Source organism: Butyricimonas sp. RTP31003st1_G1_RTP31003_210430, assembly GCF_040920905.1.
GTDB lineage: Bacteria > Bacteroidota > Bacteroidia > Bacteroidales > Marinifilaceae > Butyricimonas > Butyricimonas paravirosa.
The window spans coordinates 7,650-24,306 of record NZ_JBCOSQ010000032.1 but is presented as its reverse complement, the minus strand read 5'-3'; the positions used below and the strand labels follow the sequence as shown (position 1 = coordinate 24,306).

Annotated in this window: 14 protein-coding genes; 10 read left to right on the top strand and 4 right to left on the bottom strand. The window is 46.3% G+C overall.

What is annotated here, in order from left to right:
• Nucleotides 1-15: 15 nt before the first annotated feature.
• The 4 genes from AB5542_RS11345 to AB5542_RS11330 all read left to right on the top strand — a co-directional run bounded on the left by AB5542_RS11345 (nucleotide 16) and on the right by AB5542_RS11330 (nucleotide 6,243).
• Entirely contained in the window at nucleotides 16-2,334 is a 2,319-nt protein-coding gene (locus AB5542_RS11345; RefSeq protein WP_279037633.1) for an FISUMP domain-containing protein, read from the top strand.
• Nucleotides 2,335-2,355: 21 nt separating this feature from the next.
• Complete coding sequence (locus AB5542_RS11340; protein ID WP_279037635.1) at nucleotides 2,356-3,993, top strand: hypothetical protein; 1,638 nt, start codon at nucleotides 2,356-2,358, stop codon at nucleotides 3,991-3,993.
• 284 nt (nucleotides 3,994-4,277) lie between these two features.
• Complete coding sequence (gene aspA, locus AB5542_RS11335) at nucleotides 4,278-5,690, top strand: aspartate ammonia-lyase (protein ID WP_279037636.1); 1,413 nt, start codon at nucleotides 4,278-4,280, stop codon at nucleotides 5,688-5,690.
• Nucleotides 5,691-5,760: 70 nt separating this feature from the next.
• The gene (locus AB5542_RS11330; RefSeq protein ID WP_087420910.1) at nucleotides 5,761-6,243 is read left to right on the top strand and encodes a DUF3332 domain-containing protein; all 483 of its coding nucleotides are present in this window, start codon (nucleotides 5,761-5,763) and stop codon (nucleotides 6,241-6,243) included.
• Between the two features lie 451 nt (nucleotides 6,244-6,694).
• Here the strand turns inward: AB5542_RS11330 and recG are convergent, their stop codons facing one another.
• On the bottom strand, nucleotides 6,695-8,797 hold the full coding sequence (gene recG / locus AB5542_RS11325; protein WP_279037886.1) for an ATP-dependent DNA helicase RecG: 2,103 nt from the start codon (nucleotides 8,795-8,797) through the stop codon (nucleotides 6,695-6,697).
• A gap of 123 nt (nucleotides 8,798-8,920) precedes the next feature.
• On the opposite strand from recG, the gene AB5542_RS11320 reads away from it, so the two are divergent.
• From AB5542_RS11320 to AB5542_RS11305, 4 genes are all read left to right on the top strand, one after another.
• The gene (locus AB5542_RS11320; protein ID WP_279037638.1) at nucleotides 8,921-9,541 is read left to right on the top strand and encodes a hypothetical protein; all 621 of its coding nucleotides are present in this window, start codon (nucleotides 8,921-8,923) and stop codon (nucleotides 9,539-9,541) included.
• A gap of 90 nt (nucleotides 9,542-9,631) precedes the next feature.
• On the top strand, nucleotides 9,632-10,183 hold the full coding sequence (locus AB5542_RS11315) for a cob(I)yrinic acid a,c-diamide adenosyltransferase (RefSeq protein WP_087420913.1): 552 nt from the start codon (nucleotides 9,632-9,634) through the stop codon (nucleotides 10,181-10,183).
• Nucleotides 10,184-10,206: 23 nt separating this feature from the next.
• A complete protein-coding gene (locus AB5542_RS11310) occupies nucleotides 10,207-10,896 on the top strand; it encodes a DUF2461 domain-containing protein (protein WP_279037641.1) in 690 nt (229 codons plus the stop codon).
• Between the two features lie 98 nt (nucleotides 10,897-10,994).
• A complete protein-coding gene (locus tag AB5542_RS11305) occupies nucleotides 10,995-11,168 on the top strand; it encodes a hypothetical protein (RefSeq protein ID WP_162613761.1) in 174 nt (57 codons plus the stop codon).
• Here AB5542_RS11305 and AB5542_RS11300 read toward each other — a convergent pair.
• Nucleotides 11,149-11,724, bottom strand: a complete 576-nt coding sequence (locus AB5542_RS11300) for a Fic/DOC family protein (protein ID WP_087420914.1) — start codon at nucleotides 11,722-11,724, stop codon at nucleotides 11,149-11,151. The two genes, AB5542_RS11305 and AB5542_RS11300, sit on opposite strands and share 20 nt — an antisense overlap.
• A 229-nt stretch (nucleotides 11,725-11,953) precedes the next feature.
• Here AB5542_RS11300 and purD point away from each other — a divergent pair, with 229 nt between their 5' ends.
• Nucleotides 11,954-13,222 carry a phosphoribosylamine--glycine ligase gene (gene purD, locus AB5542_RS11295; RefSeq protein ID WP_279037645.1) on the top strand — a complete coding sequence of 423 codons (1,269 nt, stop codon included), beginning with the start codon at nucleotides 11,954-11,956 and terminating at the stop codon, nucleotides 13,220-13,222.
• 8 nt (nucleotides 13,223-13,230) lie between these two features.
• On the top strand, nucleotides 13,231-14,205 hold the full coding sequence (locus AB5542_RS11290) for a hypothetical protein (protein WP_140402579.1): 975 nt from the start codon (nucleotides 13,231-13,233) through the stop codon (nucleotides 14,203-14,205).
• Between the two features lies 1 nt (nucleotide 14,206).
• On the opposite strand, the gene AB5542_RS11285 is transcribed toward AB5542_RS11290, so the two are convergent.
• Together AB5542_RS11285 and AB5542_RS11280 are read right to left on the bottom strand one after the other, a co-directional pair.
• Nucleotides 14,207-15,538, bottom strand: coding sequence for a dihydroorotase (locus tag AB5542_RS11285; RefSeq protein WP_279037647.1), 1,332 nt, complete (start codon nucleotides 15,536-15,538; stop codon nucleotides 14,207-14,209).
• Between the two features lie 174 nt (nucleotides 15,539-15,712).
• Nucleotides 15,713-16,468, bottom strand: coding sequence for a polyprenol monophosphomannose synthase (locus AB5542_RS11280; protein ID WP_087420918.1), 756 nt, complete (start codon nucleotides 16,466-16,468; stop codon nucleotides 15,713-15,715).
• Nucleotides 16,469-16,657: the final 189 nt, after the last annotated feature.

The window sequence follows — 16,657 nt, the reverse complement described above, 5'->3', positions numbered from 1 at the left end:
TACGAGTAAAATATGATGGAACGATTCATAATATGGAAACGGTTTAGCTTGGTGAGAGTGTTACTCTTGGCGGGATTACTGGGGTGTGTACATGATAAGTTGGATGGACCGGATCAGTTAGGGAAAGTTATAGATATAGAACTAGTTATTCCGGGATTTGAAGTCCCCCTTACCCGCTCGATAGAGGGGGATAACGGGGAGGCTGCGGTACGGGAGTTGGATCTTTTGTTCTTTGACCAGTCTACTCCATCGGCAAAACTATTTCGACATCTGAACGTGATCGATTTTAGGCAGGAATCATCGGGGGCAGACTATAAAGTGAAATTTAGTCTGAACCTTACCAAAGATGACCAAGTCGGTTTAATCGTGGTTGTCGTGAATGCAGCGGGGGCGGTTCGGCATGCCTTGGAAAGTAATCCGGCAGATGCGGAAAAACAGGATATATTGAAAGCTCTGACTTTTAATACATTCAAAGATGAGAATGATTCTTATAAATGGAACGTGCGTGTACCGGGATATACCCCGCTACCCATGTACGGAGAAGTGGTAATGGAGGGACTTGTGCCGGGTTATATAGTGTCGGTTTCGTTGACTTGGATGTTGGCTCGTGTGGACGTGGAAAACAAGGTTAGCGGAGAGATCTTCAAGTTGGAAGAGATTTATTTGGTGAACTATAATACTTCCGGGTATATCGCCCCGAAATGGAACGAAACGGATGGCGTGCTTGTTCCGAATCCTTATGCGACAAATGAGAATCCGATGATCCCCGTCCCTTCCGGAAAACAACCGGGTGTAGAAGAAGCGGCAATGAAATACGAGTACAAACAGGCCATTAACGCCCCCGGAGCCTTGATGGCGGGAGAAATCTATACCTATGAGGCTGTTAAAAACGTGAAAGATGATCCGGGTAACGGGGTTTGCCTGATTATTAAAGGAAAATACATGGGCGAGGATTATTATTACCGGGTGGACTTCACGCTGGAATCTGAATTGCCGATAGATATTGCATATATGCCGCTGTATCGTAATCACAAGTATGTTGTTACCGTAACCGATGCCGAGGGAATCGGTTACCGGACTTTTGAGGAGGCTCTTCGCTCGTTTGGCGTGTTATCGAATTTGAAAACGTCAATATTGGTGGTGAATCTGGAAGGGATAAACCACATTGTTTATGACGGTCAATTCTTTATGGGAGTGGAAAGTCGCACGCTGGACCTACCTTATGGTGTGAGTCGGCAACTCACGTATCGGGTAAGTTCTGATTATCATGGGGCTTGGGAGGCAAAAGTTCTCCATTCGGAAACAAATACTTGGTTGCGCTTGGCCGGGGGACAGTCCGTCACGAAGGGGGCAGATATAAACGGGAGCGGTTTGGAACTGGTGATTTCGTCCGTGTTCTCCCCGGGTAGCGGGCGTGATTACGTGACGGGGCAGATCGAGTTCACGGCAGGGCGTCTGCGGGATACCCTGACCGTGAGAAGGGTTCCGATTGCGGAAATGTTTGCCCGGAGCAATGTCGTGTTAAATGCCGGGGTACTGACTTTTGCCGTGACTGCCGAAGATAACCGGGATATTCCCGCTTGGTCCCAAGGGGTATTTTTCAAATGGGGGTCACTGATTGCGTTGGCTTCTGCCGGTAATCCTTATGACCCGGAGGTGCAAGCCGTTTATTATCCGCCCCATCTGAACCCGTCTGATTGGAAAGGTGGTTTGATCGGGTGGGATAAAATCCCATACGCTCATTCGAATTTCAACTTTTCTATGCCTTCTGGTACTGGCGAGGACGTGGACGCTTTTGCGGGTTACTCCGGTAATACCGGGTTCAATGAAAACGTGGGTGTCGGTGATATATGTCGCTATATTTCCAGTGGGCCGGGAGGTAAAGGATGGGTTGAGGGTGAATGGCGTTTACCGACAAATGCCGAACTGGAATTGTTGTACGAAGAAACCGGGATAAAAACGGTATCTATGGGTGGGTTTGTTAACATGACGGCCGAGTTGAATCGGGATGCTGGAAACTATTTACATGGGAACTTCGACCCCGAAAGCGGTTGGTTTCTGGGGGCGAACGTGACTGGATCAATGGCAACACCTGCCAATAGAACAACTCCCCCTTCTGGGACGGTCTTCCTGCCCTCGGCCGGGCAACGTTATCCGGATGGTAATGGGGATGTGGTACATGTGGGAGCCTACGGTTATTATTGGGCCTCTACACCCTATTCGGTGAATGGCGGGTATATTGCTGACTATCTTTTTATATATAAAAGCGGGGTTGATTTTAATGCCGCTGATCGTTCGTACGCTTTTCCCGTTCGTTGTATTAAAGATTATTGATATTCACTAACATAATGATATATGGTAAAGAGATTATTCTTTTGCTTGTTTATGTGGGGAATGTGTTCCGGTTTATCGGCGCAGACCCTTGAAGGACCACTCCCTTTTTTCCGGTCGTTTTTAGATGGTAACCTGACTAAAATCACGTTTCCCGAACCCAATGAACCCGGGGCTTCCGGTTGGGATTCAAAAGGAAACTACAAGAGAAAGAACCGAGCGGCAGAAAGTGTTTGGGGATTACAATTAACGGAAGGTAAGGAAGAGATCGGGGCATTTTATTTACCGGAATATATTTTCTCCACGGAAGACGGGTTGTTGATCGAGTTCGAGTATATTATGATGTACACGAACGTGGGAGAGGCAGGTGTTACAGATGGTATTTGTATGTTTCTTGTCGATGCGACCACGAATGAATATATAGGTGCGAACTTAAAATACGGGGCTGAGGGGGCCGGGTTTGGTTATACTCATCGACGGTCGGCACACACGGATATTAGATATGGTGTAACTTCGATTACCGGGATTAAGGGAGGATTCCTTGCGGTGGCCTTGGATCAGGGACATTTTAAAAATTGGCGTTTCGACAATTACGAAATGAGAAACGGGATACCGTACGGGAGTGCCGGGATCGCTAATATTCAGTCTGAAACGTATAATACCCGGAGTAACGTGACGATTCGGGGAGCCGCGGGAAGGGACGAAAAAGTGATAACCACGTCTCAAAAAACTCACCGAATACAAGATGGTCGCTGGGGTTTTCCCGTTCTCATCACTCGCCACACGGGGTGGAACGAGAAGACCGGCCTGGAAGACCCTTATTCCGATGGGTTGAGAAACAAGGCCGGATTCAGGTTGAACACCCAAACCGGGGAATATGAACAGTACGTGACACCGAGAATCGATAAACCTTTCTGTATTGCCGGGGGAAAGGAATTTCATCATTCCGGTGAAAGTGCTTACCGGAAAGCAATTATTGCCTTGGAACCGAATATCGTTGGGGGTGGATTCCGGATCACGGTAACCATCCAGCATGAAACGGAAAAAACGGTCGTGATTGAGGATTACACTTATCCCTCCTCTTTGCAATATACCGAGAATGGCCTTCCTTTCCAGCTTGTTGCCGGTGAATATCCCACGGTAGTTTATTATTCGAATCCACCCCAAACCGAGCTGGCGCTTGAAAGACCTTCGAAACTGGTGATCGGTTTCATGGCATCGACGGGGCAGCTCACGGCTTACACGAATATTATCCGGAATCTACGAATAACCCCCTTGTACGGGGCTAGTTCTGAGGATGATATTTATGACCATCGCCGTGGTCCCGTTATCGTACGTCCTTTGGATAACGACGTGGCTTACCAGCTTGGTGGAGACCGACCGAATGCCAGTTATGATAATCTTGATTTAACGAGCTTTAGAATGTGGATCGATGAGAAACATTGTCTGGGGAATGGCGTGTTCGAATATGAAGAAGAGGGTGTCGGGAAATGGAAATACGACCCGGAATCGGGTGAAATGATGTTTTTCCCGGAAAAAGGAGTAGGGGGAGAAGTCGTTATTTGGTATGATGTTAAAGGGAAACATACGCCTTATGCCGAGGAGAAATACCGTTCGTCACTGGCAAAAATCGTGATAAATCTTATCGATGACGAGGGGTAAGTTTACCTCTGTTATCGAAAACGTTTGTAAAAAAGGATTGCGGCGAGCTTTATTTTGTTAAATATTTGTATATATGATTGATTTTTAGAGATATGTATTTCTAAAAACGGAGCGTAAATTATGGGTTAAAATTTGGCTTTATACTATTAACTTTATACCTTTGCCGGATTAATTTTCTTCGGGTCGTTTGTTATGGACGAGAGACATTTAGTTATTGTTTTTAACGATCGGGTGAAACTTGAAAGAAATTCAAACGTATTTGGAAATAATTAATCTATAAAGTTATGAAAACAAGAATAGAACATGATTTACTAGGCAACAAAGAAGTGCCAATGGATGCGTATTATGGCGTTCAAACTTTGAGAGCTATCGAGAACTTTGCTGGTATCAGTAATTACACGATCGGAATGTTCCCGAACTACGTGAAGGCTTTGGCTATGGTGAAATGGGCTGCTGCAAAAGCAAACTTTGAATTGGGATTGATTCCTGCTGATATTACAAATGCCATCACCGCAGCTTGCGAGGAAATCATCGATGGTAAGTTGGCTGACCAGTTCCCGGTAGATATGGTTCAAGGTGGAGCCGGAACTTCCACGAATATGAATATCAACGAGGTCGTTGCCAATCGTGCTTTGGAACTGTTGGGACATCAGAAAGGTGAATACCAATATTGCCACCCGAATAATCATGTGAATCTTTCTCAATCAACGAATGACGCTTATCCTACATCATTCCACTTGGCAATTATCCTGACCAATAAAGAAGTGGTAGCTGAAATTAAATTGTTGGTTGATTCTTTCAGAAGAAAAGCAAAAGAATTCGAACACGTGTTGAAAATGGGGCGTACCCAACTTCAGGATGCCGTTCCGATGACTTTGGGCCAAGAGTTCGAGGCATACGCTTACACGTTGGAAGAAAATATCGAGCGTTTGAATGCGGCTGCTAAATTGTTCTTGGTAGAGAATATGGGTGCTACGGCTATCGGTACAGGTATCAACTCAGAACCGGAATACGCTGAAATCTGCGCTCGCGAACTTCGTATCATCAGTGGTGAAGAGTTCATTTTGGCCCCGAACTTGATTGCTGCAACTCCTGACACGGGTGCTTGCGTGTCTTACTCTTCAGAATTGAAACGTTTCTGCGTTCAATTGTCTAAGGTATGTAACGATTTGCGTTTGTTGTCCAGTGGTCCGAGATGTGGTTTGAACGAGATCAATTTGCCCCCGATGCAACCGGGATCTTCTATCATGCCGGGTAAAGTGAATCCGGTTATCCCGGAAGTGGTTAACCAGGTTTGTTTCCGCGTGATCGGTAACGACACGACCGTGATGATGGCTGCCGAGGCCGGTCAGTTGGAATTGAACGTGATGGAGCCGGTAATCGTTTACGCTTTGTTCAACTCCATGCAGATGTTGACCAAGGTTATGGATCGTTTGAGAATTTTGTGTATCGACGGCATCACTGCTAACGTTGACCGTTGTAAAGATATGGTGATGAACAGTATCGGTATCGTTACTGCTTTGAACCCGACTTTAGGTTACGAAAATTCATCTCGTATCGCCAAGAGAGCTTTGACAGAAAACAGAAGTGTTTACGACTTGGTTTTGGAAGAAAAATTATTGACGAAGGAAGAGCTGGATAACGTGCTCCGTCCGGAATTAATGATTGCTCCGAAAAAATTCTACAAGAAAAAATAACAAAAAGTGCTTTAGTTTCGTAACAAAAAGCGTTACCTTCGTAAAACTAATTAAATTTAAAGCATAGGTTATGAAAAAAAGTTTTAATCAAATGATTGCTGTTGTGATGATCGCGGTGTCATCAGTAGCTTTCACAGGATGTTATGGTTCTTTTTCTTTGACTTCTAAGTTACATAACTGGAACGGACAAGTGTCTAACGCTAAATTCGTGAACGAGTTAGTATTCTTGGGATTGTGTATCCTTCCGGCGTACGAGTTGTGCTGCTTGGGTGATGTCTTGATCTTCAACTCTATCGAGTTCTGGGGTGGCCAGAATCCGGTTGCTATGAAAGCCGGAGACGTGGAAGAAGGTCAAGTAATGTACGCCGGACATCCTTACCATGTAACTAAATCTTTGAATAAGATGGTAGTTGCAAGTGAAGAGACTGATGCTGTTGCTGAATTCCAATATTTCCCGGAAGAAGAATCTTGGTATTTAATGGATGGTCAGAACAAGGCTAAGTTGATGAAAAACACGAAAAAGATGATGAAAGCTGTTGTAGCTATCGACTAATTTTTTTCGGTTCAGATAATGAAAGGACGTCTTCGGGCGTCCTTTTTTTTGTGCCCTTTTGTTGCGTGATAACGGGAATCTATTCGCCGTTTTTGTATTGGCACGTTGAAGGTAAAGGGAGAGTTCGTTGCCTGTAAATGGGGACGTGAATAAAGAATGCATTTATACTAACTGATAAAATTCGGATGAATACCGGATATAGTATTTTAATTAAATTGTAAATATACTTTATGAACCTTATTATATATAAGGTTCATATAAGGTTTCTATAAGGTATCTATAAGGTTCATGACGGTATTCGTCCGGAACAGATCTATTCATTATTATGAAATATGCCATTGCTTAGTCGCTGACTCCCATCGTCTTAGGCTTGTTCTGCTTGGATTGTTGGGTTGAACGGGCGGGGTACTTGGATGATAGTGAAAATGGAGACGTAACTATTTTTGGGGTTTTAACTGATATATCTCCAGTTGATTTTGGTTTTGAAAAGACGTTTGACTTGGGTGGCAAAGGTTTGATTCTCTTCTTTTTGTAGGAGGGGATCGTCTTCCAGAATAATCGTGGCCGCTTGGGCTGCCTCGTTCAGGATACGCCCGTCCTTACCGAGATTGGCAACTCTCAGGTTGCAAGTCAACCCGCTTTGTTGTGTTCCTTCGATGTCTCCCGGACCGCGTAGTTTTAAATCGACTTCGGCAATCTCAAAGCCATCATTCGTGGAGGTCATGGTCTCGATCCTTTTACGGGACTCGTTAGACAGTTTGTAGGAGGTCATCAGAATACAGTATGATTGTTCGGCTCCCCGTCCTACACGCCCGCGCAGCTGGTGCAATTGGGATAGTCCGAAACGTTCGGCACTTTCAATGACCATGATGGAGGCATTGGGAACATTCACCCCGACTTCGATCACGGTGGTTGCCACGAGAATACGGGTTTCTCCCGATACGAAACGCCTCATGTGTTCCTCTTTCTCTGTCGGTTTGAGTTTCCCGTGAACGATGTCCGCCGTGTATCCCAAGGGGGCGAAATAACTCATCACGTGTTCATAGCCCTCTTCCAAGTTCCGGTAATCCATCTTTTCCGATTCGGAGATCATGGGGTACACGATGTAAGCCTGCCTGCCGAGTTCCAGTTCTTTCTGGATGAATTTATAGACTTGCAGGCGTCTTGCCTCGAATGCATGATGTGTGGTGATAGGTTTCCGGCCGGGAGGAAGTTGGTCGATCACCGATACATCTAGATCGCCGTAGAGGGTCATGGCGAGAGTCCGGGGAATGGGAGTGGCCGTCATGACCAGCATGTGTGGGGGAATTGTGTTCTTTTGCCACAGTTTAGCTCGCTGGGCAACACCGAAACGATGCTGCTCGTCGATAACGACAAGTCCCACGTTTTTAAAATTCACCACGTCTTCCAGTAGAGCGTGAGTCCCGATCAGGATTTGCAGACGTCCGTCGGACAGGGCCTCGTGAATGATTTCCCTTTCTTTTTTCTTGGTGGAACCTGTGAGTAGGCCGACGCTAATCGGGGTGTCCTTCAGAAGCCCGGATATGGTTTCGTAATGTTGGGTGGCGAGAATCTCCGTCGGGGCCATGATGGCGGCTTGGTAACCGTTGTCGAGAGCGATCAGCATGCACATCACGGCGACAAGGGTTTTGCCGCTTCCCACGTCTCCCTGCAACAGGCGGTTCATTTGCTTGCCGGAACCACAATCGGAACGGATTTCTTTAATAACCCGTTTCTGCGCGTCGGTCAGAGGAAAGGGTAGGTGATTGTGGTAAAAATTGTTGAAATAATCCCCGACCGTGGTAAAGAGATGGCCTTGGAAGGCTGCCTTGCGGTTAAATTTCAGTTTCAGTATATTGAGCTGAATGTAGAACAACTCTTCAAATTTAAGCCGGTATTGTGCCTTGCGGAGCATATCCGGGTTTTCCGGGAAATGGATGTTGTACAAGGCCTCGTGCAGGTAGATCAAGTTGTGTTTTTTGATGAACCATGCCGGGAGGGTTTCTTGAATCCTGCCGTTGATAGCTTTGAAAATATTCGCTTGTATCTTGTTGATCAGCCGGGAGGTCAGGTAACTTTTTTTCATCTTCTCCGTGGTCGGGTAGATGGCTTGGAAACCTACGAGTTGCTTGGCACTCGTTTCGTACAGGTCCATTTCCGGGTGGACGATGTTCATCTTGTGGTTGAAGATGGTGGGTTTGCCGAAAATCAGGTACTCCTTGTCGGGGGTGATTTGGCTGGAGAGGTATTTGTGGCCCGTGAACCACACGAGTTCCAATTCCCCGGTTCCGTCGTAGGCCGTGGCGACCATGCGCGTCTGTTTGCCCACGCCGACGGACGTGAGGTTCGTGATTTTAGCTTTTACCTGAATATAGGGGAGGTCTGATGTAAGTTCCCGGATCGTGTAGACACGGGTTCGGTCAATGTATTTGTAGGGGATGTAATAGAGCATATCCTCGTAGCTTTGGATGCCCATTTCCTGCTCCAGCAACGAGGCTCTTTTCTCTCCAACACCCGGTACGAATTTTATGTTCAGTCCTGCCAGTTCCAAAATACAAGTTTTCGATGGTTCATTTCTCGAACGAAAGTAAAAAAAATAGATGACTTTAGTTGAGCATATCGGGAATAAATTTTAATTTCGTGGAATAAATAATTTGGACAGACAGTTTACCGGGAGATGTATAATTATTTAAAACAACGATTTAAACATGCCATTCGTTTTCGACATAAAAGGGGATACGGGGTACATTCCCCGTTCGTTTTTGATTTGATCACGAATGTCATAAAGGAAAAAGCGGTTTATTACGATTTTGAACGAATTGAATCGAAGGGAAATATTCGGGAGAAAGAGCGGAAATTGTATCGTTTACTTTTTCGGTTGGCAGAATATTTTTCTTACCGGAACGTGCTGTGTGTCGGGGTTCGATCGCCGTGGGTTTCCATGTATCTGGCGGCTGTTTCGAAACAGATGGTGTTGTTGAACGGGGGATGTGCATGTCCGGGGGCCGAGTACACGGAACAGGTGAAGCCGGGAGATTTGAAAGGTCGCGAGATCGATATGGTTTTCTTGGGGAGAGCGTTCGAGGAGGATTGGGATGAAACTTGGGAAGAGGTTTTGCGAGTGCGCAGGCGAGGCCCGCTATGTATAGTGATTAAAGATATTTACAAGGGGCATTTTAATTCGTTGGCATGGCGACAATTAAGGCAGGAGGGGACTGTTTCGATCGACATGATGTGGTACGGGATCGTGTTCTTTGACACGAGATTGCAGAAGGGAAAGTATAATGTGATTATTTAAGTTAAAAGATAAAGACTAAAAGATAAAAGTTAGAATGGAAGGGGTAGGGTTTGTGCGGTTGGAATCTAAAATTTAAAATCTAAAATCAGTATGAAAGTTTACACGAAAACAGGAGATAAGGGGACGACGGCTTTGATCGGGGGAACCCGGGTGGCAAAGAATAACGTGAGGTTAGAGGCTTACGGGGGTGTTGACGAGTTGAACAGTCATTTGGGGATGATTCGGTCGTACCCGATTGATGGGGAGAGTGTGAAACAGTTGATCGAGATTCAAAACGTGCTGTTCGTGGTCGGGGCAAACTTGGCGACGGACACGGCTGTGAGTAATATGCAGAAAAAATTGCCTTGCACGGATGAGGACGTGGCTTTTTTGGAGAGGGCGATAGACAAGATGGACGAGGAGTTGCCGCCACTGCAATATTTTGTGTTGCCGGGAGGACGGCCGGAGGTGTCGGCTTGTCATATTGCCCGTACGGTTTGCCGTCGGGTGGAACGCCGGATTATTGATATGAGCGAGGAAATAGAGGTGGAGGATATTATCGTGCGGTATGTGAATCGCCTTTCCGATTATTTGTTCGTGCTGGGGCGTAAGCTGGCAAAGGATTGCGGGCTGGAAGAGGTGAAATGGGTGCCGAGAAATTGAAAATTGAAAATGGAGAATTGAAAATGAAAGAACCTGTAACTTGTAACTTTTCAATGGCGGAAGTGTTCCGGTTTTTGGAAGAGTTGAGGGAGAATAATAACCGGGAGTGGTTTAATGCGCATAAAGAGTGGTATTTGGCTGTAAAGGCCGGACATGAGGATTTCATTAACCGGGTAATTCCGGCATTGGCCGTGACGGAGCCGGACGTGGACGGGTTGACGGCGAAAGATTGTATTTTCAGAATTTACCGGGATGTCCGGTTTTCACCCAATAAGGAACCTTATAAGACGCATATCGGGGCATACATGGTGAAGGGTGGTAAGCAAAGTCCCCGGGCGGGATATTACGTGCATATAGAACCGGGGAATTGTATGATAGGGGGTGGTATTTGGTGTCCGGAACCATCGTTGCTGAAGGCTTTGCGGAAAGACGTGTATGATAATATAGATGAGTTTACGGGAATTATCCGGGATGCGGAGTTCCAAAAACATTACGTGTTGGAGGGGGAGAAGTTGAAAAAGGTGCCTGCACCTTTTTCTGCCGATTTTCCGGAAGGGGATTTGTTGAAATACAAATCTTACACGGTATCGAATTATGTTCCCGATTCGTTTTTCGAGGGGGAAGACGTGGTTGAACGGTGTGTGGAGCGACTTTTACTGATGCAGCCTTTTAATCGCTTTTTGAATTACACGGTGGAGGAAACGTGGAGGTGATCGTAGGGTGGTTACAGGTTGCAAGTTTCAGGTTAAAAAGAGGGGAATTTGTGGATGAATTGCTTTGATAATAAGGGGAAAAGTCGTATATTTGTAATATGGAAAAAATAAAAGAAAAGATGCCGCAGCTTGTAAAAAATGCCACGGTTCGGGAAGAGATTTTGCAAGGAATGATTGCCTCGTTTCAACTGGAAGGGATAAAGATTTCCCAAGAAACTGCTTATACTATTTTGGAGCGGGTGGATTTGAAGCTTAAAATGTGTAAGCGATAATCTGCTCCATTCTGGAGTAGTCTTTTCGTGCTACTTGCTGAACAGCGATAATATATTCATTAAAATCAATCCTTTTGAAGTTTAAGCCGGGATAACCTTGTTTTCGTGCCATGAGGTTGGCGAGAATACGAGATGTTCTGCCGTTGCCTTCCCGGAACGGGTGGATGAAGAGTAATTCACCGTGTACTTTGGCGATGTCTTTTATCAGAGCTTGTTGACTGGTGTAGTGATCAGGGAGTTGGGAAAGAATTTCTTCTTCGAAAATGCGCATACTATCCGGGATAAATCTTCCGGCCGGGAACACGAATCCGCCTTTGGAAATGTTGACGGAACGGAAACGCCCGGCAAAGGAGTAGAGTTCTTTTAGCGCCGTGCGGTGAATGTCACAGATGTATTTGACTGAAAATTTTGTCTTGGGCGTTAGCTTTTCCGTGAACAAGATTTCTGCCATCAAGAAGCCTTCGAACTCCGCATTGTGAAGAGTCTCTTCGTCCGTGATTCCGAGTAAATTCGGGAGAATTTCTCCCTCTTCGCCATTGGTAGTGTATCTGTTCATGGCCTTGATTTTTAACAAAGTTATAGAAATCCGTCAATTACTCCAAATTTATTTGTGATTTATGATTTATGATTTATGCTAAAGCCTTATCTTTGTGTTTTCGGCAAGGCCGAGTTACAAGTTGACAGGTTGTATGTTACAGGTTCTTGGGAATAATAACGCACCTGCCGATGAACGTGTCGGGATTCAACTTGTAACCTGTAACTTGTAAACTTGTAACTAAAATAGGATGAAAGTATTATTATTGGGTAGCGGTGGACGCGAACATGCGTTGGCGTGGAAAATAAATCAGAGTGAAAGATTAACAAAGTTATATGTTGCTCCGGGAAATGCCGGGACGGCAGAGATAGCTGAAAATGTAAATATCAAGGTAACGGATTTCGAGGCGTTGGCAAATTTCGTGGAACATAACGCTATCGATATGCTAGTTGTCGGACCGGAAGATCCTCTGGTGGAGGGTATTCGGGATTATTTTGAGGCAGACGCTCGTTTTGCCCGACTGATGATCGTGGGACCGGGAAAAGCGGGTGCTATTCTGGAAGGAAGTAAGGATTTTGCGAAGGAATTTATGTTCCGCCACCATATCCCGACAGCCGGTTATTTGACGGTGACGAAGGATAATCTTGAAAAAGGGTTTGCTTTTTTGGAGACGTTGAAACCGCCTTACGTGTTGAAAGCGGACGGGTTGGCTGCCGGGAAAGGCGTGTTGATTCTGGATAATTTGGAAGAGGCGAAGAGGGAGTTGGAGTTGATGTTGGGAGGAAAGTTCGGGAAGGCCGGGAATCAGGTGGTGATCGAGGAGTATTTGAAAGGTATAGAGCTTTCCGTGTTCGCACTGACGGATGGGAAAAGTTATAAAATATTGGGTTCTGCCAAAGACTACAAGCGTATCGGTGAGGGTGATATGGGGTTGAACACGGGTGGTATGGGGGCCGTTTCCCCGGTGCCGTTTGCCAATGAAGAGTTCAACCGGAAGGTGGAAGAGAGGGTGGTGCGCCCCACGATCGAGGGATTACAAAAAGACGGGATTGACTACAAGGGATTTGTCTTTTTCGGCCTAATGAATGTTGGTGGTGATCCTTACGTGATCGAGTATAACGTGCGTATGGGTGATCCGGAGACGGAAGTGGTGATGCCGAGATTGAAAACGGATATTTTGTCTCTTTTCGAGGCGATGGCCAAAGGGGAGCTGGAACAGGCGGCGTTTGAACTGGATGATCGTTTCTGTACGACCGTGATGCTTGTTTCTCAGGGGTATCCCGGGGATTACAAGAAAGGAAAGGAGATCACGGGTGTACCGGACGTGAAGGGGAGTATCGTGTTCCACGCGGGGACGAAGTTGGCAGACGGGAAGGTCGTGACGAACGGGGGACGCGTGATTGCCGTGAGTTCGTTCGGGAAGACAATGCGGGAGGCTTTGGCCCAGTCTTACGAGAACGTGGCCAAGATTCATTTCGACGGGATGAATTTCAGAAGAGATATAGGTTTTGATTTGTAAAATGGTGGATGATGAGATTTAACGCCATTTTAAAAACCAAGAGGGTTTATATGCTGTATTTGCTGCCATTTATTTTGGCAGCAATTGCATTTCTACGTTTTACTTTCGGACCGGATGATTTTTCCGTTTGTCCGGATTTGGGCGTTATTTCCATTCCTGCTTTCCAGGAACAAGGCGGTTTGTGGTGGAAGGAAATTGGGGTACTGGCTTTGTTATGCTTGTCGTTTCTGGTATTCTTTGTTGCCGATCGGTATAAGTTTTTGTCTCATATCACGGTTCTCCCGGCGGTGGTTTATGCCTTGTTGTGTATCGGTGTGATTTGTCGTTACGGGGTGAGTAATTATCTGGTGGCAGCTTTGTGTGTTGTGTTGGCCGTGGCTCGTTTGCAATCGGCCATCGTGAACACACAATCCAACTCGCCGGTGTTTGGTTTCGGGCTTTTTTCCACGCTGGCGGTTTTGCTTTGCCCGAAATTGATCATGCTGATCGTTTGGGCGATTATCGTCCTACCTTTTTCGGGAAGGGCGGCGTTGAAGGATTTGGTGGCGCTGTTTATCGGGATCTTTTCCGCGTTATTTTTCACGGGATGTTATTACTTCCTGACGGATCGGTTGGCAACATTACCGGATGTGTTCGTGCAGGCATTGACAAGCGGACAAGTGTTCTGGAAAATAATGCCTGAGAAAGTGGTCGCTTTTGTCGTGATCGGTGTGCTGATCGTTGTATCCTTGTATAATGTTGTGGTGAACTACCCGATGGCGATCGTGGCGCAACGGCGGGGTATGTTGTCGATGTTGTCCATGTTGCTTTTCGTGGGGAGTTCTTTGTTTTTTATCCCGTTTAATTGTCACGGGATCACCTTGATTACAGCGATCCCGTTATCTTATATGTTTACTCAATACTTTATTTCACACCGAACCCGTTGGCTGGGGAACGTGTTGTTCCTGTTGTTCATTGCGGCCTGTGTGCTTTTGGTTTTGTAGATTAATAGAACGTTAGCATTTCCCCGCGCACGTCGTCATTGATCTTACCATGATCGTACACGATTTGCCCGTTCACGAGCGTCATGCTTACCCGGTAGGTAAAGGACATATCTTCGAGTGGTGACCAGCCGCATTTGTAAAGTAAGTTTTCTTTCTTCACGGTCCACGGGTGTTTTTCGAAAATAGCGATGTCAGCCTTGTAGCCTTCCCGCAGGTAGCCTCTTTCTTCGACATGGAAAATGTCGGCAGGGGCATGACACATTTTGTCCACGATGTTTTCAAGCGTGATCTGGCCTTTCTCCATGAGTTCTAACATGACGGTCAGCGAGTGTTGTACCATCGGGCCACCGCTGGCTGATTTGGTGTACACTCCGGCTTTTTCTTCCGGGAGATGGGGAGCGTGATCCGTGGCGATGATGTCCAAACGGTTGTCATTCAAGGCTTGTAACAGGGCTTGCCGATCCTCTTCGGTTTTGATGGCAGGATTCCACTTGACGAGGTTGCCTTTGGTGTGGTAGGCCTGATCATTGAACCAAAGATGGTGAACGCATACTTCCCCGGTGATGTGTTTTTGGGTGCGGGGACCTTGATCTAGTAATTCCAATTCTTCTTTCGTGCTTAAATGAAGTATGTGCAGGCGGCTGTTGTGTTTACGTGCCAGCTCGGCTGCCAGCGAAGAGCTGGTGTAGCAACACTCCCGGCTGCGGATCAAAGGATGGCAGAAAGGAGGAATGTCTTCCCCGTACTGTTGCTTGTATAGTTCCAAGTTACGGTCTATCGTGGGCGAATCCTCGCAATGGGTTGCGATAAGAATGGGGGATTCGGCAAATATCTTTTCCAAAGCCTCCCGACTATCCACCAGCATATTACCCGTGGAGGAACCCATGAAAACTTTAATGCCGCAAGTCGTGTGCGGATCGACCTTTTTAATCTCGTCGATATTGTCAACGGTGGCACCGAGGTAGAACGAGTAGTTGACAGCCGCGTTCTCCTTGGCTATCTGTTGTTTTTCCCGAAGTAATTCGTTGGTTACGGTGGGTGGTTTCACGTTAGGCATATCCATGAAAGAGGTCACGCCCCCGGCTGCTGCCGCCCGGCTACCTTCCCGGATGTCTCCTTTGTGCGTGAGGCCGGGTTCGCGGAAGTGTACTTGATCGTCAATCACTCCCGGTATAATATATTTCCCCGTGGTATCGATAACTTTGATGTCCCCAGGAACTGAATCCAATTCGCCTTCTATGATTTTCTCGATACGATCGTTGTGAATCAGGAGATCCCCTTTGAAGGTTCTCCCCTCGTTTATGATGGTTCCGCCTTGAAGTAATATACGCATATTGATTTTAGATTTTAGATTTTAAATTTTAGATTCCGGCCGCACGAGGCTGACGCTTTAACTACCCCCTCTGGCTCCCCCTTGCACAAGGGGAGAAACGAACGCGAGAAGGCGCTTCAATGTTCCTCTGCGGCACATCCTCCCCCTGTGTAAGGGGGAGTTAGAGGGGGTAGCTTAATTTTCCATTCTCCATTCTCCATTTTCAATTTTCTTACGTTTTCCCAAGCTCCGGAGTTTCATCGTGATGACACCCCAAAAGGCCTCGTTGAAGATGCCACCGCTCATTTTGGACGTGCCGAGGGTACGATCTGTGAAAATGATGGGGACTTCTTTCAACTTGAATCCCAAGGTCCACGCTGTGAATTTCATTTCGATCTGGAAGGCGTAGCCTTTGAAACGGATGTTATCGAGGTCAATGGATTCCAAGACTTTCCGGGTGTAACAAACGAATCCGGCTGTGGCATCATGTATTTTCATGCCCGTGATGAATCTTACATATTTGGAGGCAAAATAGGACATGAGAACCCGTCCCATGGGCCAGTTCACGACGTTAACACCTGTAACGTAACGGGAGCCGATCGCCATATCGCCTTCCCCGCTTTCGCAGGCGTGATACAATTTGACCAGATCATCGGGGTTATGGGAGAAATCCGCATCCATCTCGAAGATGTAGTTATACCCGTGTTCCAGAGACCATTTGAATCCGGTGATATAGGCCGTTCCGAGTCCTAGTTTTCCTTTACGTTCGATCATGTGAAGTTGTGGGAACTCGGATTGCAGACGTTTTACAATCTGGGCCGTGCCGTCGGGAGAGTTGTCCTCTATCACGAGCACATCAAACTTCGGTTCCAGTTTAAAAACATAACGGAGAATGTTTTCGATATTCTCTTTTTCGTTATAGGTCGGTATGATGACAACTCTGTCGTTCATGGTCTGTTGTTTTATAAGTATTCTGTAATCCTTTCCAGTTTATTTCCCCGTGAACCTTTTATCAAGATAAAAGCGTGGCGGATCTCGTTCGCTTTGAGATACTCGATCAGCGTGTCCGTGTCGGGGAAGTAACGCGTAAAGGTATAGTTATTTGCGATGGATTCAAAACTCGACCCCACGAGGAATACC